This window comes from Thermomonas sp. (genome assembly GCF_041905325.1).
Taxonomy (GTDB): Bacteria; Pseudomonadota; Gammaproteobacteria; order Xanthomonadales; family Xanthomonadaceae; genus Thermomonas.
Map to the genome: position 1 here is coordinate 47,563 of NZ_JAYRLK010000006.1, position 17,799 is coordinate 65,361.

At 69.6% G+C, this 17,799-nt stretch carries 13 protein-coding genes; 9 read left to right on the forward strand and 4 right to left on the reverse strand.

The features are described 5' to 3' along the window. The first annotated feature begins 365 nt into the window (after positions 1–365). The 6 genes from ilvC to leuB are packed head-to-tail and all read left to right on the forward strand — an operon-like array spanning position 366 to position 7,065. Positions 366–1,358: a ketol-acid reductoisomerase gene (gene ilvC, locus ACE3OK_RS08255; protein WP_374249062.1), complete on the forward strand. Its 993-nt coding sequence runs from the start codon at positions 366–368 to the stop codon at positions 1,356–1,358. Further along, entirely contained in the window at positions 1,358–3,100 is a 1,743-nt protein-coding gene (ilvG, locus tag ACE3OK_RS08260) for an acetolactate synthase 2 catalytic subunit (RefSeq protein ID WP_374249063.1), read from the forward strand. Before ilvC ends, ilvG begins: the two co-directional genes overlap by 1 nt. Continuing rightward, complete coding sequence (locus tag ACE3OK_RS08265) at positions 3,084–3,317, forward strand: ACT domain-containing protein (RefSeq protein ID WP_374249064.1); 234 nt, start codon at positions 3,084–3,086, stop codon at positions 3,315–3,317. Before ilvG ends, ACE3OK_RS08265 begins: the two co-directional genes overlap by 17 nt. Beyond that, positions 3,314–4,417 (forward strand): threonine dehydratase, encoded by a 1,104-nt coding sequence (locus ACE3OK_RS08270; RefSeq protein WP_374249065.1) that lies wholly within the window; start codon positions 3,314–3,316, stop codon positions 4,415–4,417. The genes ACE3OK_RS08265 and ACE3OK_RS08270 overlap by 4 nt, the downstream gene beginning before the upstream one ends. After that, positions 4,414–5,952 (forward strand): 2-isopropylmalate synthase, encoded by a 1,539-nt coding sequence (locus ACE3OK_RS08275; protein ID WP_374249066.1) that lies wholly within the window; start codon positions 4,414–4,416, stop codon positions 5,950–5,952. Before ACE3OK_RS08270 ends, ACE3OK_RS08275 begins: the two co-directional genes overlap by 4 nt. A 21-nt stretch (positions 5,953–5,973) precedes the next feature. Then, positions 5,974–7,065 (forward strand): 3-isopropylmalate dehydrogenase, encoded by a 1,092-nt coding sequence (gene leuB / locus ACE3OK_RS08280; RefSeq protein WP_374249067.1) that lies wholly within the window; start codon positions 5,974–5,976, stop codon positions 7,063–7,065. 109 nt (positions 7,066–7,174) lie between these two features. On the opposite strand, the gene leuD is transcribed toward leuB, so the two are convergent. Both leuD and leuC read right to left on the reverse strand, forming a co-directional pair. After that, positions 7,175–7,819, reverse strand: a complete 645-nt coding sequence (leuD, locus tag ACE3OK_RS08285; RefSeq protein WP_374249068.1) for a 3-isopropylmalate dehydratase small subunit — start codon at positions 7,817–7,819, stop codon at positions 7,175–7,177. Beyond that, positions 7,816–9,237, reverse strand: coding sequence for a 3-isopropylmalate dehydratase large subunit (leuC, locus tag ACE3OK_RS08290; RefSeq protein ID WP_374249069.1), 1,422 nt, complete (start codon positions 9,235–9,237; stop codon positions 7,816–7,818). Before leuC ends, leuD begins: the two co-directional genes overlap by 4 nt. 99 nt (positions 9,238–9,336) lie before the next feature. Here leuC and ACE3OK_RS08295 point away from each other — a divergent pair, with 99 nt between their 5' ends. Beyond that, positions 9,337–10,206 (forward strand): LysR family transcriptional regulator, encoded by an 870-nt coding sequence (locus ACE3OK_RS08295; protein ID WP_374249070.1) that lies wholly within the window; start codon positions 9,337–9,339, stop codon positions 10,204–10,206. Here the strand turns inward: ACE3OK_RS08295 and ACE3OK_RS08300 are convergent. Beyond that, positions 10,194–13,076 carry a diguanylate cyclase domain-containing protein gene (locus tag ACE3OK_RS08300; protein ID WP_374249071.1) on the reverse strand — a complete coding sequence of 961 codons (2,883 nt, stop codon included), beginning with the start codon at positions 13,074–13,076 and terminating at the stop codon, positions 10,194–10,196. The two genes, ACE3OK_RS08295 and ACE3OK_RS08300, sit on opposite strands and share 13 nt — an antisense overlap. 178 nt (positions 13,077–13,254) lie before the next feature. Then, positions 13,255–16,200, reverse strand: coding sequence for a two-component regulator propeller domain-containing protein (locus tag ACE3OK_RS08305; RefSeq protein WP_374249072.1), 2,946 nt, complete (start codon positions 16,198–16,200; stop codon positions 13,255–13,257). 131 nt (positions 16,201–16,331) lie between these two features. Between ACE3OK_RS08305 and ACE3OK_RS08310 the strand changes: the two genes are divergently transcribed. Together ACE3OK_RS08310 and ACE3OK_RS08315 are read left to right on the forward strand one after the other, a co-directional pair. Then, positions 16,332–16,991 (forward strand): TetR/AcrR family transcriptional regulator, encoded by a 660-nt coding sequence (locus ACE3OK_RS08310; RefSeq protein WP_374249073.1) that lies wholly within the window; start codon positions 16,332–16,334, stop codon positions 16,989–16,991. Positions 16,992–17,126: 135 nt separating this feature from the next. After that, positions 17,127–17,786 (forward strand): protein-L-isoaspartate O-methyltransferase, encoded by a 660-nt coding sequence (locus ACE3OK_RS08315; RefSeq protein WP_374249074.1) that lies wholly within the window; start codon positions 17,127–17,129, stop codon positions 17,784–17,786. Positions 17,787–17,799 lie beyond the last annotated feature (13 nt).

Consider the following 17,799-nt stretch of genomic DNA (forward strand, 5'->3'; position numbering starts at 1 on the left):
GTGGGGGATCCGTGGCGGGGGTGCGGGCATCTCTGCAGGCCTTGATCCTGCTGCATTTGCGCGGTTTCGTTTGCAACCTTCGCTCATGCGAAAACGGCATGTGCGGGACAGTTGACAGGCACTGCGGAATCATGTTTACCTGAAGCCATGTTGCAGCGCCATATGCCACCGCCGACCCCGATGACCGCCTCGAAGGCGGCGTCCCTCCTCGTCCTCGTACTTATTACCTCGCCCACAGGTGCGGGACGATCCGGCGTGTAAGACAGGCAACAAACCAACGCCCGAATCGCAGAACCCCGCACCGCAAGGTGCGGGGTTTTTCGTTGTGGGCCCTTCGCAAACCCCTCCCGACAGGAACCACCGCAATGACCAGCAACAAACCCCGCATCGCCATCATCGGCTACGGCAGCCAGGGCCGCGCACATGCGCTCAACCTGCGCGACTCCGGCTTCGACGTCACCATCGGCCTGCGCCCGGGCGGCCCGACCGAATTCAAGGCGAAGGCCGACGGCTTCAGCGTCAAGACCCCCGCCGAGGCGGTGAAGGGCGCGCAGATCGTCGCCGTGCTCACCCCCGACATGGTGCAGCCGCAGCTGTACGGCGAAGTCATCGAGCCGAACATCGACCAGGGCGCCTGCCTGCTGTTCGCGCACGGCTTCAACGTCCACTACGGCCAGATCACCCCGCGCGACGACCTCGACGTGGTGCTGGTCGCACCCAAGGGTCCGGGCGCGCTGGTGCGCCGCGAATACGAGATCGGCCGCGGCGTGCCGTCCGTGTATGCGGTGCACCAGGACCGCAGCGGCCAGGCCGAGCAACTGGCGATGACCTACTGCGCCGGCATCGGCGGCGCGCGCCAGAACGCCATCAAGACCACCTTCAAGGAGGAAACCGAAACCGACCTGTTCGGCGAGCAGGCGGTGCTGTGCGGCGGCGCCACGCGGCTGGTGCAGGCGGGTTGGGAAACGCTGGTCGAAGCCGGCTACCAGCCCGAGGTCGCCTACTACGAATGCCTGCACGAACTGAAGCTGATCGTCGACCTGTTCTACGAAGGCGGCATCACCCGCATGCACGAGTTCATCAGCGAGACCGCGCAGTACGGCGCGCTGACCCGCGGCGACTACGTGGTGGACGCCAATACCCGCGCGCAGATGAAGAAGGTGCTCACCGAGATCCAGGACGGCACCTTCGCGCGCCAGTGGATTGCCGAGTACGCGGCCGGCAATGCCAACTACAAGGCGCTGAAGCAGGCCGACCTGGAGCACCCGATCGAGGCCACCGGCAGGAAGCTGCGCGCCAACATGCAGTGGCTGGCCAACGCGCCGCAGCCGGCTGCCAAGCAAGCCGAGGCCGCGTGATGAACGGCGCCCGCTGGCTGGCGCAGGCGTTGGTGGCCGAAGGCGTCGACACGCTGTTCGGCTATCCGGGCGGCGCGATCATGCCGTTCTACGACGCCCTGCACGACACCCCCCGGCTGCGCCACGTGCTGCCCCGCCACGAGCAGGGCGCGGCGTTCGCGGCGAACGGGTATGCGCGGGCCAGCGGGCGCGTCGGCGTATGCGTGGCCACCTCCGGCCCCGGCGCGTCCAACCTGGTCACCGGCATCGCGGATGCGATGCTGGACTCGGTGCCGATGGTGGTCATCACCGGACAGGTGCCCACCCACCTGATGGGTACGGACGCGTTCCAGGAGCTGGACGTGTTCGGGATGACGATGCCGATGGTGAAGCACAGCTTCATCGCCCGGCGCGTCGAGGACCTGCCGCTGATGGTGGGCGAGGCGTTCCGGCTGGCGCGCAGCGGTCGCCCCGGCCCGGTGCTGATCGACCTGCCGAAGGACGTGCAGGTCGCCGATGCCACGCACCTGCCGCCGCATATGTCGTCCGGTACCGACGCGCCGGAAGCGCCCAAGGACGCCTCCCTGCACGAAGCGCTGGCGCTGATCGCGCAGGCGCAGCGGCCGGTGCTGTACGGCGGCGGTGGGATCGTGCTGGGCGATGCCGTCCAGGCGTTCCGCACCTTCGTCGATGCCACCCAGATCCCGGCCGTGCTGACCCTGAAGGGCCTCGGCGCACTGCCGACGCAGCACCCGCTCAACCTCGGCATGCTGGGCATGCACGGCAGCCGCGCTGCCAACCTGGCGGTGCAGGAAGCCGACCTGCTGGTGGTGGTGGGCGCGCGCTTCGACGACCGCGCCACCGGCAAGCTGGCCGAGTTCGCGCCGCATGCGCGCGTCGTCCACATGGACATCGACGCCTGCGAGATCGGCAAGCTGCGCCACGCCGATGCCGGCGTGCGCGGCGACATCGCCACCACCCTGACGCGGCTGACACTCGCCTGCGCCGCCCACCTGCACGGCCGCCACGGTGCCGCGCGCAAGGCCTGGCGCGCGCAGTGCCGGCAGCGCGCGCAGCAGTTCGCCCCGCGCTATGACGCGCCCGGCAGCGGCGTGTACGCGCCCATGCTGCTGAAGCGGCTGTCGGAGCTGGCGCCGGATGCCACCGTGGCCTGCGACGTCGGCCAGCACCAGATGTGGGTGGCGCAGCACTGGCGCCTGGACCATCCGCGCAAGCACCTGACCTCCGGCGGCCTCGGCGCGATGGGCTTCGGCCTGCCGGCGGCGCTGGGCGCGCAGGAGGCCCATCCCGATGCGCGGGTGGTCTGCGTGAGCGGCGACGGCTCGATCATGATGAACATCCAGGAGCTGGCGACGCTCAAGCGCTACCGCTCGCCGGTGAAGATCGTGCTGCTGGACAACCAGGCGCTGGGCATGGTCCGGCAGTGGCAGGAACTGTTCTTCGACCGGCGTTATTCCGAGATCGACCTGTCCGACAACCCGGACTTCGCCGCGGTCGCCGCCGCCTTCGGCATCACCGCCCTGCACGTGGACCGCGCCGATGGCGTCGATGCCGCGCTGCAGGCGCTGCTGGATGCCGACGGCCCGGCCTTGCTGCACGTGGCCATCGACACCGCCGCCAATGTCTGGCCGCTGGTGCCGCCCAACCGCAACAACGCGCAGATGCTCGATCCCGCCGTCGACGACGCGGTCGTCGCGCCCGCCCGAACCGCCACGGAGACGCCCCATGCGCTACCAGCTTGATCTCACCCTGCGCCGCGCCGAGGGCGCGCTGGCCCGCGTGCTGGGCACCGCCGAGCGCCGAGGCTTCCAGCCCGTCAGCGTCGATGGCGAAACCCAGGACGACGGCGATCGCTGGCACCTGCGCATGACCGTGGAAGGCAGCCGCGAACCGGAAAGCCTGCGGCACCAGCTGGCCGGGCTGTACGACTGCCTGGCGGTGGACGTACGCGAAGCATGAACACGGATGCGACCACGCCTCGCGCACCCACCGCCAGCGACGTGCTGGCCGCGCAGGCGCGGCTGCGCCGCCACCTCGGGCCGACGCCGCTGCACTACGCCGAGCGCTCCGGCTGCTGGTTGAAACTCGAGAACCTGCAGCGCACCGGCTCGTACAAGGTGCGCGGCGCGATGAACGCGCTGCTGGCCGCGCGCGAACGCGGCGACCTGCGGCCCACCATCGCCGCCTCCGCCGGCAACCACGCGCAGGGCCTGGCCTGGGCCGCCTACCGGCTGGGCATGCAGGCGATCACGGTGATGCCGAAAACCGCGCCGGCCACCAAGATCGCCGGCGTCGCCCACTGGGGCGCCACCGTGCGCCTGCACGGCGACAGCTACGACGAAGCCAGGGCCTTCGCCGCCGAGCTGGCCGCGCAGCATGGCTACCGGCTGCTGTCCGCCTTCGACGACCCCGACGTGATCGCCGGGCAGGGCACCGTGGGCCTGGAAATCGCCAGCGCGCTGTCGCCGGACGCGGTGATCGTGCCGATCGGCGGCGGCGGGCTGGCAGCGGGCGTTGCGCTGGCGCTGAAGACACAAGGCGTGCGGGTGATCGGCGCGCAAGTGGAAGGCGTCGATGCGATGGCGCGCGCGCTGCGTGGCGACGACCGGATCATCGAACCGGTGGCCACGTTGGCCGACGGCGTGAAGGTGAAGATCCCGGGCGCGCTGACCCGCCGCGTGCTGGCGGAGCTGCTGGACGACGTGGTCATCGTGCGCGAAGCCGAGCTGCGCGAGACGCTGGTGCGGCTGGCACTGGAGGAGCACCTGATCGCCGAGGGCGCGGGCGCGCTGGCGCTGGCCGCGGGCAAGCGCGTCGCCGCCAAGCGCAAGTGCGCGGTGGTCTCCGGCGGCAATCTCGATGCAGCTGTGCTGGCGGGGCTGCTGCAGGACGTGCGCCCGCGCCCGCCGCGCAAACCGCGGCAACGCAGGCAGGAGCGACTTATGCCGCCGGCAGGTACACCCCTTCCACTGCCTGCCGGCTTGCCCAGTTCCTTGTCGCACCCGCATCCCACGCCGCACAAAGCGCACGCCACCTTCAAAGAAGAGCTCCCTGCATGAACGCATCCAACAACCACATCCGTATTTTCGACACCAGCCTGCGCGACGGTGAACAATCCCCCGGCTTCACCATGAGTGGCGCGCAGAAAATCGCCTTCGCCCACGCGCTGGCCGAGTTGGGCGTGGACGTCATCGAAGCCGGTTTCCCCTGCAGCTCGCCGGCCGATTTCCATTCCGTGCACAGCATCGCCCGCGCGGTGCGCGACACCACCATCGCTGCGCTGGCACGCTGCCATCCCGGCGACATCGACGCGTGCGCGCGCGCACTCGACGGTGCCGCCGCACCGCGCATCCACGTCTTCATTTCCACCAGCCCGCTGCATCGCCAGTTCAAGTTGAACATGACCCGCGAGCAGGTGATCGAGCACGCCCGCATGGGTATCACATTGGCGCGCAAACACGTGGACGATGTCGAGTTTTCCGCCGAAGACGCGTTCCGCACCGAGCCGGACTTCCTGGTCGAGGTGTTCAACGCCGCGGTGGCCGCCGGGGCCACCACCCTGAACGTACCCGACACCGTGGGCTATGCCACCCCCGATGAAATACGCGCCTTGTTCCGACATCTGCGCGCACACGTGCAGGGGGCCGACGACGTGGTGTTCAGCGCCCACTGCCACAACGACCTGGGGCTGGCGGTGGCCAACTCGCTGGCCGCCATCGAAGGCGGCGCACGCCAGGTGGAGTGCACCATCAACGGCATCGGCGAGCGCGCCGGCAACGCCGCGCTGGAGGAACTCGTCATGGCACTGAAGGTGCGCGGCGGCTGGTACAACGCCGACACCGGCATCCACACCCAGAAGCTGCTGGACACCTCGCGCCTGCTCTCGCGCATCACCGGCATCCAGGTGCAGCGCAACAAGGCCATCGTCGGCCTGAACGCGTTCGCGCACGAATCCGGCATCCACCAGCACGGCATGCTGAAGAACCGCGATACCTACGAAATCATGCGCCCGCAGGATATCGGCTGGCCGGATTCACAGCTGGTGCTGGGCCGCCACAGTGGCCGCGCCGCCATGGCCAACCGCCTGCGCGCATTGGGCCATGTGCTGGACGATGCACGCCTGGACCAGGTGATTGCCGCCGCCAAGACCCTCACCCACACCCAGCACGTGGTCGGCGATGCCGACCTGCTGCGGCTGGTGGCCGGGGACCACGGCGATAGCGGCTGGCGCATTGCCGCGATGAGCCTGATCGACGAAGGCCAGCACACCCGCGCGCATGTCGAATTGTCCGACCCCGACAACCGCCGGGTGAAGCAGGATGCCCGCGGCGACGGCCCGATCGCCGCCTTGTTCGCCGCGCTGGCGCGTGCCACCGGCGTGGATTTCGAACTGGAAAGCTACGAAGTGCACAGCATGGGCATAGGTCGCGACGCCCGTGGCGAAGCGAACCTCAGCACCCGCATCGGCGGTGATACCTACAGCGGCCAGGGCACCAGCCGTGACGTGCTGGAAGCGTCCGCCATCGCCTGGCTGGACGTGGCCAACCGCGTGCTGCGCAGCCATGCCATGCAGCGCGTGGCCGCCTTCGCCTGACCCCCTCTTCCGGACTTCCTCATGAATGCCAACATCCTTGTCCTGCCCGGCGACGGCATCGGCCCCGAAGTCACCGCCGCCGCCGTTGCCGTCCTGCGCGCGGTGGCCGCGCGCTATGGCCACGACTTCGACTTCAGCGAACACCTGATCGGCGGCGCCGCCATCGACGCCACCGGCACGGCCCTGCCCGAGGCCACCCTGCAGGCCGCCAAGCGCGCCGATGCCGTCCTGCTGGGCGCGGTGGGTGGCCCGAAGTGGTCGGATCCCGGCGCAAAAGTGCGCCCGGAACAGGGACTGCTGGCGATCCGCAAGGCGCTGGGCCTGTACGCCAACCTGCGCCCGGTGGCGCCGCATCCAGCCACGCTGGCGGCATCGCCGATCAAACCGCACTTGCTGCAGGGCGTGGACCTGCTGGTGGTGCGCGAACTCACCGGCGGCATCTATTTCGGCGACAAGACCCGCAGCGACACCGATGCCAGCGACCTGTGCCGCTACAGCGTGGCCGAGATCGAACGCGTGGTACGCCACGCCGCCCGGCTGGCGCGCGCGCGCAGCGGCAGGCTGACCTCGGTGGACAAGGCCAACGTGCTGGAAACCTCTCGGCTGTGGCGCGAGGTGGCGACGCGCGTCGTCCACGAGGAATTCCCGGACGTGCAGCTGGAACACCAGTTGGTGGATTCAATGGCGATGCACTTGCTGGCGCGCCCGCGCGAATACGACGTGATCGTCACCGAAAACATGTTCGGCGACATCCTCACCGACGAAGCCTCGATGCTGGCCGGCTCGCTGGGGCTGCTGCCGTCGGCTTCCCTTGGAGACGGCAGCTGCGGGATCTTCGAGCCGATCCACGGCAGTGCGCCGGACATCGCCGGCAAGGGCATCGCCAATCCCTGCGCCGCCATCCTCAGCGCGGCGATGCTGCTGCGCCATGCGCTGGGGCTGGAGGGCGAGGCGCAGTGCGTGGAGCTGGCGGTATCGCGCGCGCTCGAAGACGGCGCGTTCACCGCCGACCTGGCCGGCGACCGCGCGCGCGCCGTTGGCACCCGCGCCGTGACCGAGGCGGTGCTGGAGCAGTTGGAACTGCCCTGCCAGGTGATGGAGCTGCGCGACTGAGGCGAACTGTTTGAAGATGGGGTCGGGGGTCTTTCCAGCGAAGCGAAAAGACCTCAGACCCCATTCGTCGCGCCTCGATCCCCGCTCCGCTGCGCCTGAGTGAGCGCGCTCAGCCGCGCGCGAACACCCACGGCTGCGCCGCGCGATGGCGCGCCTCGAAGGCGCGGATGGCGTCGGCCTGCTGCAGGGTCAGGCCGATGTCGTCCAGCCCGTGCAGCAGGCAATGCTTGCGGAAGGCATCGACGTCGAAGCGGTACTGCACGCCATCGGGGCGGGTGACGGTCTGCGCGACCAGGTCCACGGCCAGCGCATAGCCCTCCGTCGCCGCGCACTGCGCGAACAGCGCATCCACTTCGTCGTCCTCCAGCACGATCGGCAACAGCCCGTTCTTGAAGCTGTTGTTGTAGAAGATGTCGGCGAAGCTGGGCGCGATGATCGCGCGGATGCCGTATTCGGCCAGCGCCCACGGCGCGTGCTCGCGGCTGGAGCCGCAGCCGAAGTTGGCGCGCGCCAGCAGCACGCTGGCGCCGGCATGGCGCGGCTGGTTGAGCACGAAGTCCGGATTCAGCGGCCGCGTCGAGCAGTCCTGCCCCGGCTGGCCGACGTCGAGGTAGCGCCATTCGTCGAACAGGTTGGGGCCGAAGCCGCTGCGTTTGATCGACTTCAGGAACTGCTTGGGGATGATCTGGTCGGTATCGACGTTGGCACGATCCAGCGGTACCGCCACGCCCGTATGCGTAGTGAACGGAATCATTGCAGCTCCCGCACGTCGATGAAGTGGCCGGCGATGGCGGCGGCGGCTGCCATCGCCGGGCTGACCAGATGGGTGCGCCCGCCCGCGCCCTGGCGGCCCTCGAAATTGCGATTGGAGGTGGACGCGCAGTGTTCGCCGCTTTCCAGGCGGTCGGGGTTCATGGCCAGGCACATCGAGCAGCCGGGTTCGCGCCACTCGAAGCCGGCGTCGAGGAAGATGCGATCCAGCCCCTCGCGCTCGGCCTGCGCTTTCACAAGGCCGGAGCCCGGCACCACCAGCGCCTGCTTCACCGTCGCCGCCACCTTGCGGCCCTTCGCCACCGCCGCCGCCGCACGCAGGTCCTCGATGCGCGCATTGGTGCAGGAGCCGATGAAGACGCGATCCAGCCGGATGTCGGTGATCGGCTGGTTGGCGCGCAGGCCCATGTACTTCAGGGCGCGCGTAATGGAATCCTTCTTCACCGGGTCGGTCTCGCGCGCGGGATCGGGCACGTTGCCGTCCACCGCCAGCACCATCTCCGGCGAGGTGCCCCAGCTCACCTGCGGGCGGATGTGTTCCGCGCGCAGTTCGATGTCGGTATCGAAGCGCGCGTCCTCGTCGGAGACCAGCGTGCGCCACAGCGCCACCGCCGCATCCCATTGCGCGCCGGTGGGCGCGAACGGACGGCCGCGCACGTAGTCGATGGTGGTGTCGTCCACCGCCACCATGCCGACCCGCGCGCCCGCCTCGATGGCCATGTTGCAGACGGTCATGCGGCCTTCCATCGACAGCGCGCGGATCGCGCTGCCGGCGAATTCCAGCGCATGGCCGGTGCCGCCGGCGGTGCCGATGCGGCCGATGACCGCCAGCACGATGTCCTTGGCGGTCACGCCCGGCGGCAGTTCGCCTTCGACGCGCACGCGCATGTTCTTCATCTTCTGCGCGACCAGGCATTGCGTGGCCAGCACGTGCTCGACCTCCGAGGTGCCGATGCCATGCGCCAGCGCGCCGAACGCGCCGTGCGTGGAGGTGTGCGAATCGCCGCAGACCACGGTCATGCCCGGCAACGTGGCGCCCTGCTCCGGGCCGACCACGTGGACGATGCCCTGGCGCGGGTCGTCCATCGGGAACTCGAGGATGCCGAAATCCGCGCAATTCTCGTCCAGCGTGCGTACCTGCGTGCGCGAGATCTCGTCGGCGATGGCGGCCAGCCCGCCGGCGCGCTCGGCCCGCGTGGTCGGCACGTTGTGGTCGGGCGTGGCGAGGTTGGCGCCGACCCGCCACGGCGTGCGACCCGCCAGCCGCAGGCCCCCGAACGCCTGCGGTGAAGTCACCTCGTGGAGGATGTGGCGGTCGATGTAGAGCAGCGAGGAGCCGTCGTCGCGGCGGCTCACTTCGTGCATCTCCCACAGCTTGTCGTACAGGGTCCTGCCGGCCATCGGCCCATCCCGCTTCATTGCCTGCGGCCAGACTGCCGGCTTTTCTTCGATGACTCAAATGGATATTTTTCATTCATTCGATTCCCATCTGGAATGCAAATGGAACTGGCCCACCTCGCCGCCTTCGTCGCCGTGGCCGAGCACGGCGGGTTTTCCGCCGCCGCCGAGCAGTTGCATCTCACCCAGCCGGCGGTGAGCAAACGCATCGCCCAACTGGAAGCGTCGCTGGACGCGCGGCTGTTCGACCGGTTGGGCCGGCGCGTCCTGCCAACCGAGGCCGGCCACCTGCTGCTGCCGCGCGCGCGCCAGTTGCTGGCCGATGCCGAGCACGCGCAGCGCGCCCTGCGCGAGCTGGACCTGGACATCGGTGGCAGCCTGCGGCTGGTGTGCAGCCACCACATCGGCCTGCATCGGCTGCCGCCGGTACTGCGCAAGTTCGGTGAACGCCATCCGCAAGTGGAACTGGAACTGCGCTTCCTGGATTCGGAACAAGCCTGGCAGGAAGTGCTGCACGGCCGCAGCGAGCTGGCCCTGTCCACACTGGGCCCGGCCACGCCGCCCTTGCAGGCCACGCGTCTGTGGCACGACCCGCTGTGCTTCGTGGCGGCGGCCACGCATCCGCTGGCGCAACGCAAGACGCTTGCGCTGACTGACTTGTCCACGCACCCGGCGGTGCTGCCCGATCCGGGCACGTTCACCCACCGCATCGTTGCCGAAGCCTTCGCCCTGCGCGGCCTGCCGCTGCACCTGCGGATGACCACACACTATCTGGAAACCATCAAGATGCTGGCCAGCGTGGGGCTGGCGTGGAGCGTGCTGCCGCAAACCCTGCTGGACCGCAGCCTGCGCGTGCTGCCGGTACGCGGAGTGAAGCTGTCGCGCGACCTGGGGCTGGTGGCGCACACCGGCCGCACGCCATCACGGGCGGCACGGGCGTTCACGCAACTGCTGCGGCACTACGCGGACTGACGACCCTCACCCGCCATCACCCGGTTGCGGCCCGCCTGCTTGGCCTGCAACAGGCGGGCATCGGCCACCGCCAGCAGTGCATGGGCGCTCTGGCCCGGCTGCCATTCGGCCACCCCGGCGCTGAAGGTGCAGCGCAACGTGCCCCCCTCCTCCAGCCATGCCGCATGGTCACGGACGCGTTGCAGCAATTCGCTCATGCGCCGCTCGGCGTTGTCCAGCGCCACCTCTTCCATGCACAGCAGGAATTCCTCGCCGCCGAAGCGTGCCACGAACAGGCCCCACTCCGCCGCGAAGCCGGCCAACTCCTGGCCGAACGCCCTGAGCACGGCATCGCCGGCGGCATGGCCGTGGTCATCGTTGACCTGCTTGAAGTGGTCGATATCCAGCAGCGCCACCGACAAGGGCCGCTGCGCGGCCTGCGACACCGCATCGGACAGGATACGGTCGCCTTCGCGTCGGTTCGGCAGGCCGGTCAGCTCGTCGTGGGTGGCCTGGAATGCCAGCCGCCAGCTGGCCACTTCCAGCTGGTGGTTCTTGTCGCTGAGCTCTTCCGTGCGCTGCGCGATGATCCGGTTCAGGCGCTGCTGGCTGCGGCGGAAACGGGCGGTGCGCAACCACCACAGCAACAGGATGCCGGCCACCAGCACCACCGCCGCCAGTGCCCGTACCGATGTCCGCTGCCACACCGCCGGCTGCACCTCGATCTGCAGGCGCACGCGGCCCACCTGCGCCTGCCGGCTCCAGTCCAGTGGCAGCGACATCGCCTGCACCTCCAGCGTGTACTGCCCCGGTGGCAAGCTGGTGTAGACCGCGCTGGTGGTGTTGTCGGCATCCACCCAATACGGGTCGAAGCCTTTCAGCCGGTAGCGGTAGCGCAGCTTGCCGGGTGCCCGGAAACTCATTCCGGCGTATTCCACCGACAATCGCTTGGCCCCGGCCGGCAGTTGCAGGCGCGGCCCTGCCGGTTGCTGCACGCCATCCACGAGGATGCGTTCCAACGCCACTGGCGGACCCAGCGCGCGCTGCAAGCCACTGCCGCTGCCGGGGTCGATGACCGCAAGCCCGGCCGAGGTCGGGAACAACAGGCGGCCCTCGCGGGTGCGCCAACCCGCCGCCATGGTGGCGCCATTGCATTGGCTGCCGGGCATGCCGTCACTGTGGTCCACCACATGCACCGCCAGCCGCGTGCGGCTGCCGGCATCCAGCTGGTCGAACTCGACGCGGGGAATGCGGAACACCCCCATGTTGCTGGACAACCAGAAGTTTCCGGCCTGGTCGTCGATGATCCGGAACACCTTGTCGCGCGGCATCCCGACCCGGTGGTCGTAGAGGTGGAAGCGGCCATCCGGCAACATCCGCAACAGGCCGCGGTCGGTGGCGATCCACAGGTCACCGGCAGGCGCACGGTAGAAGTCGAACACGTTCTGCACCGGCAGGTCCCGTTCCGGCCACCAGCGCCGCAACGTGCCGGCGGCATCCAGCATGGCCATGCCGTTGTCGGTGCCGATCCACAGCGTGCCGTCGGCGTCACGGTAAAGCGCCTGCACGGTGGCGGCGTCATCCCCCGCGTGCAGCCAATGCCGCTGGTGGCCGTTGCGGTCATGCACCAGTCCGTGGCTGCCACCGATCCAGACCCCGCCATCGGCATCCGGCAACAGCGCGCGCACCAACGGCTGCTGCCCGTCCCCGATGCGGATGTGCGCCAGCACGTTGCCCTGACGGTCCAGCCGGAACACGCCGAGATCGTAGGTCCCCACCCACAGCGCACCGTCGCGCCAGGCCAGCGACAGCACCGATGTATCGTGCACCCCCGCATTCGTTCCCAGTCGCACCGTGTCCAGCTTGCCCTGCCGCCAGCGATCCAGCCCGTTGGTATGACCGATCCACCACGTGCCGTCGTCGGCCTGCAACACGGTGCGCACGAAATCACTGCCCAGCCCGTCGCGCCGGGTGATGCCACTGGCGATACCGTCGGCCACCCGGAACAGGCCATCGGTGCTGCCCGCCCAGATCAGGCCCTCGCGATCCACCAGCAACGCCTTGCTGACGGCTCCGGGAATCGCCATGCGTTGCTGCCCGGTGTCATCGAGGTGCAGCAACGCGCCGGTGGACAAGTTCATCCATAGCCCGTTGCGCGGCCCCTTCACCACCGCCTCCACGCGCAGGCCGGGTTTGATGTGCTCGATGCGGCCATCGGCATGCCGCCAATGCACGCCGTCATCCCCGGCCACCAGCCAGCCACCGGCGCCATCGTCGCGCAGGTCCCGCACCGCAAGCGTGCCGGCCCACGCCGCCCACGGCAGGAACCGCCCTTGCCGCAACTGGCGAAGGCCGAACTCGCCGCCGACCAGCAGCGTGCCATCGGCATCCTGCGCCAGCACGGTGGGCGCACCCGCCGGCAATCCGCCGCTGGCACCGATGTCGGCCAGGTGCCCGGCGGCATCCAGCCGCAGCAACCGCTGGCCGGACACCAGCCACAGCGCGCCATCCCGGCGATCACGCAACAGCGCGGTCACCTGCAAATGGCGGGCATCTTCGCCACCCAGCGGCTGCCAGTGCCCGTCGCGGTAGCGGTACACGCCATCGCGGGCGGTGCAGAACAGCACGCCGCCATCGGCTTCCGGCCAGATGCAGAACACGCCGGCCAATTCCACCCCCGGGGTGTTCTGGCGGTCGAACACGGTGAAGTTGCGGCCATTGAAACGCACCACGCCTTCCCAGGTGCCGGCCCACAGGAAACCATCGCGGTCCTGCGCCACCGCGTGCACCAGCGGATGCGGCAAGCCATCCTCCATCGACCAGCCGGTCACGGTGTAATGGCGGTGCCCGCCTTGCGCCCATGCCACCGGCAAGGCCAGGGACACGGCCATCGCCAGCACCACCAGCAGCCACGCAAGGCCGAACCTGCCATCGCACGGCCGGTGCCGGTTGCCGCTGCTGCCCCCCCCATCCCGCAACACGCCTCCCAGGCGCCAGACACGGCAGACCGTTCCAAGGCCACGCCTGCAATCTAGCACCTCCACATGCACCGATGGCATGCCCTCGGGCTCAGTCGCCCACCACCCGATTGCGGCCGTCCTGCTTGGCCTGCATCAGGCGCGCATCCGCCACCGCCAGCAACGCGTGCGGGCTTTGTCCCGGTTGCCAGGCAGCCACCCCGGCACTGAAGGTGCAGTGCAGGCTCCCGCCATCGTCCAGCAGCACCGCGCGGGAACGGACGCGCGCCAGCAGTTCCTGCAAGCGCCGCGCAGCCATCGGTGCGTCCATCTCCGCCATGCACAGCAGGAACTCCTCGCCACCGAAGCGCGCCGCGAACACCCCCCATTCCGCCACGAACTCCGCCAGCATGTCGCCGAACACCTGCAACACGGCGTCACCGGCAGCGTGGCCGTGGCGGTCGTTGACCTGCTTGAATTGGTCGATGTCCAGCAATGCCACCGCCAGGGGTTGCGGCGTCGCCTGCGCTTGCGCCTGGGTGACCGCCGCAGCCAGGAAGCGGTCGCCCTCGCGGCGGTTGGGCAGGCCGGTCAACTCGTCGTGGGTGGCCTGGAATGCCAGCCGCCAGCCAGCCACTTCCAACTGCCGGTTCTTGTCGCTGAGCTCTTCGGTGCGTTGCGCCACCAGCGCTTCCAGCTCCCCCTGCCGGCGGCGTTGCTGCCGGCCCTGCCAGGCATAAAAGGCGGCCGGTACCGCCAGCAGCAGCAAGGCCGCCAGCGCCAGCCACGCCGGGTGCCGCCACCACGGGGCCTCCACCACAAACTGCACCCACGCCATGTCGGAGGGCGCGGCCCAGTCGACCGGCGCGCGCGCCACCTGCACCTCGAAACGCAGGTCGCCGGGGGGCAGGTTGGTATAGGACGCCTCGCTGGTTGCGCCGGCTTCGATCCAGTCGCGGTCGAACCCCTGCATGCGGTAGCGGTACCGGAGGTTGTGCGACTGGCGCATGCTGGCGCCGGCAAAACTGATCGTCACGCGCGTGCCAGCCGGCACCTGGAACCGGCTGGCCACCAGCGACTGCGACTTGCCATCCACCTGCACCTGGTCGATCACCAGCGGCACTTTCCGCGCATGCTCGCGGCGGCTGCGGGCCGGGTCGAACACCGCCACGCCGGCAGCGGTGGGGACCCAGAGCCGGCCATCGGCCATGTGCCAACCCGCTGGCGCACTGCCGCCATTGGCCTGCCGACTGGGCATGCCATCGTCCTGCCCGAACAGTTCCAGATCCAGCACGTCGCGACGGCCGGCATCCACCTGCGCGAAGGCCGTACGCGGGACCCGGAACACGCCGCGGAAGCAGGTGAACCAGAGGTTGCCGAAGCCATCGTCGATGACCCGGAACAACGTATTGGCGGGCACCCCGCGCTGCCGGCCATAGCCGGTGAAACGGCCATTGCGCAGGCGCAGCACGCCGGCATCACTGGCCATCCACAGGGTGCCGTCGCGGTCGCGCAGGAAATCGAACACGCTGGTGGCCGGGAAGTCGCGCTCGGGGACCAGCAGGCGCGGGCGGCCGTCGGCCCGGATTTCCGCCAACCCGCCCTGGAAGCCCACCCACAGGCCGCCATCGGGCAGCCGCTGGAACGCCCGTACCGGCAACTCCGGCACGCGTGCCAGCACGCCCTCCCGCCAACGGTACAGCCCGCGTTCACTGCCCACCCACAGGCTGCCATCGGCGTCTTCCAGCAACGCCCGCACGCTGGCCCCCTGCAGGCTGGCAACGGGGATCGGATTGTCCAGTGCAAGCGCCTGCGTCGCCGCGATGCGCAGCACGCCGCGGTCGTAGGTGCCGACCCAGAGCCCGCCATCACCGGCACGCGCCAGCGACAGCACCGTGGAACCGGCTTCGCCGGGGCGCGGGTACACCGTCTCCGCGCGCCCGTCCCGCCAGCGCGACAAGCCGTCGGCCTGGCCGATCCAGATCCGCCCTTGGCCATCCTGCAGCACGCTGCGCACGTAATCGCTGGCCAGCCCCTGCCGCACGCCGATGGCCCAGGCCGGGTCATTGGAAATGCGGAACAGTCCGTGGGTGGTGCCCATCCAGAGCAACCCCTCGTTGTCCTCGAACAATGCCCCGGTGGCACGCCCGATCAGGCCTTGCGCGGCATCCAGCCGATCCCAGCGGCCGTGTTGCAGGCGTTGCAGGCCGTCGGAAGCGGTGGCCACCCAGATCGCACCGTCGCGGTCCTGCAGCACGGCCTCGCTGCGCTCCTCGCGCAGCTTCTGCAACTGCCCATCCTGCACGTGCCACAGCCCGCCTTCCCCGGCGATCCACAACGTGCCGGCACGATCCCGCAGCAAGCTGCGCACGCTGCCCATGGGCAAGCCGAGGGCGTTGCCGGCCAGCGCCAGGCGGCCATGGGCGAAGCGATACAAGCCCTGCCGGCTGGCCAACCACAGGCTGCCGTCGGGGTCGGCCAGCACGTCCACCAGCGGCAGGTGGCGCAGGCCCTCCGCGCCCGTCACCGGCAAGCAGCGGCCGTCCCGTTCCAACCGGAACAGGCCATCGCTGGCGGCAATCCAGATGCCCCCATCGACAGCCTTCACCAGCGCCCACACGTCCAGCCGCGGATATGCCGGGCAGGCATCAACCCCCACCCCGCGCACGGAAAACCGCCAGACCCCGGTCTGGATGCCACCCACCAGCATGTCGTCGCCATCGCGCAGCAACCGTCTGGCCGCACGCTCCCTGCCATTGCCCAACGGCCGGAACCCGCGCCCGTCGAAGCGCGCCACGCCCTCCCAGGTGGCCACCCACAAGAACCCGTTCGCCCCTTGGCGGATGTCATGGACCTGGTTGTGCGGCAGGCCCTGCTCAAGCGCCCAACGGGTCACCGAATAATGGGCCAGCGGGGTTTCCTGCGGCGCATCCACCGGGGCGGCCGCCAGCACCGGGGCGGCCATCAGCAGGCCCGCGGCCAACCACCGCCGGCAACGCCGCACCAGCGCCGCCAGCGGCGTCTCACGGCTTCGCGTTGTCGCTTGTTTGCCCGGCATGTCCGCGCCTGCTGGATACGTGCCCAGTGTACGCATTTGCACCCCCCCGTCGGCACGTGGGCCAGCACGCAGGCAATAATTGAACCGGCCGGTATGGTATGCTCGCCACACCGGCATTTCCGTGTTCCGCCATGCCCCGCAGCGCCCCGCCCCGCAAGCCCGCCAGCCCCGGCCGCCCGAAGGACCCCGCCAAGCGCGCGGCGATCCTCGACGCCGCCAAGCTGCTGTTCGTGCAGCAGGGGTTCGACCGGGTCAGCATGGACCAGGTCGCCGCCGCTGCGGGGGTCTCCAAACTGACCGTCTACAGCCACTTCGGCGACAAGGACGGGCTGTTTGCCGAAGCGGTGCGCGCGCATTGCGAGCAGGGCATGCCGACACGGTTGTTCGAACCCGCCCCCGGGGTGCCGCTGCGGGAACGCCTGCTCGCCATCGGCAACGCCTTCCACGCGATGGTGATGGCGCCGGAGTCGATCGCCGGCCACCGCATCCTGTGCTCCCCGCAGATGGCGGGCAGCGGCCTGCTGCAAATGGTCTGGGAAGCCGGCCCGAAACGCGTGCAGGCGGCCTTCGTGGCGCTGCTGGAAAAACGCATTGCTGCCGGCGAACTGGACATCCCCGACCCCGCCCGCGCCGCCGGCCATTTCTTCACCCTGCTCAAGGGCGAGCCGCACGCGCAGGCGGTGTTCGGCATCGGCTGCTGCCCCTGCGACGACTCCCCGCAAGCCCATGTCGCCAGCGTGGTGGACCTGTTCCTGCGTGCCTACGCCCCGCGCGGAGGCCGCACTGACTGAACGGATGCCCGCCATGACCTTGGTCGCGGTGACTTACGGCACTGCGTGCTGGTGTACCACCACGGCCACACTGCCCGCCAGACCAAGGGCCGGCACGACTACAATGCACGGTTCCCTGCAACGGATTTTCCCCGCATGAGCATCGACTACGCCCGCGCCCGCGCCCGCGAAACCATGGTGGAACAACAGCAGCGTCCCTGGGACGTGCTCGACGCACGCGTGCTGGACACGCTGGCACGGGTTCCGCGCGAAGCCTACCTGGCCGACGCCCTGCGCGGTCTGGCCTATGCCGATACCGAGCTGCCGATCGGCCACGGCGAGACCACGCTGAAGCCGGTGCTGGAAGGCCGCCTGTTGCAAGCCCTGGCCCCGCAGCCCGGCGAAAGCGTGCTGGTCATCGGTGCCGGCAGCGGCTACCTGGTGGCCTGCATGGCCGCACTGGCCCGCGAAGTGGTGGCGGTGGAACGCCACGCCGACCTCGCCGACGCCGCGCAATCGCGCCTGGCGGCGCAAGGCATCGGCAACGTGGTGGTGCGCTGTGCCGATGCGCTGGCCTGGAATCCCGGCCGCAGCTTCGACGTGATTTGTGTCACTGGCGCGGTGGCCACCCTCCCGGCACGCTTCGTCGAATGGCTGAACCCGGACGGTCGCATGTTCGTGGTGCATGGGCACGCGCCGGTGATGGAAGCCGCACTGGTGCGGCGCACCGTCAACGGCCACCACGTCGAAGCGTTGTTCGAAACCGAATTGCCTTATCTCGCGGGTGCCGCGCCGGTGCCTGCCTTCACTTTGTAAGCCGCCAAGGACC

Coding starts and splice junctions, on each gene's coding strand:
- ACE3OK_RS08310 (WP_374249073.1), top strand. CDS start 16,332: ATGCCCCGCAGCGCCCCGCCCCGCAAGCCCGCCAGCCCCGGCCGCCCG.
- ilvG (WP_374249063.1), top strand. CDS start 1,358: ATGAACGGCGCCCGCTGGCTGGCGCAGGCGTTGGTGGCCGAAGGCGTC.
- ACE3OK_RS08295 (WP_374249070.1), top strand. CDS start 9,337: ATGGAACTGGCCCACCTCGCCGCCTTCGTCGCCGTGGCCGAGCACGGC.
- ACE3OK_RS08275 (WP_374249066.1), top strand. CDS start 4,414: ATGAACGCATCCAACAACCACATCCGTATTTTCGACACCAGCCTGCGC.
- leuD (WP_374249068.1), bottom strand. CDS start 7,819: ATGATTCCGTTCACTACGCATACGGGCGTGGCGGTACCGCTGGATCGT.
- ACE3OK_RS08300 (WP_374249071.1), bottom strand. CDS start 13,076: ATGGCCGTGTCCCTGGCCTTGCCGGTGGCATGGGCGCAAGGCGGGCAC.
- ACE3OK_RS08315 (WP_374249074.1), top strand. CDS start 17,127: ATGAGCATCGACTACGCCCGCGCCCGCGCCCGCGAAACCATGGTGGAA.
- leuC (WP_374249069.1), bottom strand. CDS start 9,237: ATGGCCGGCAGGACCCTGTACGACAAGCTGTGGGAGATGCACGAAGTG.
- ACE3OK_RS08270 (WP_374249065.1), top strand. CDS start 3,314: ATGAACACGGATGCGACCACGCCTCGCGCACCCACCGCCAGCGACGTG.
- leuB (WP_374249067.1), top strand. CDS start 5,974: ATGAATGCCAACATCCTTGTCCTGCCCGGCGACGGCATCGGCCCCGAA.
- ACE3OK_RS08305 (WP_374249072.1), bottom strand. CDS start 16,200: ATGCCGGGCAAACAAGCGACAACGCGAAGCCGTGAGACGCCGCTGGCG.
- ACE3OK_RS08265 (WP_374249064.1), top strand. CDS start 3,084: ATGCGCTACCAGCTTGATCTCACCCTGCGCCGCGCCGAGGGCGCGCTG.
- ilvC (WP_374249062.1), top strand. CDS start 366: ATGACCAGCAACAAACCCCGCATCGCCATCATCGGCTACGGCAGCCAG.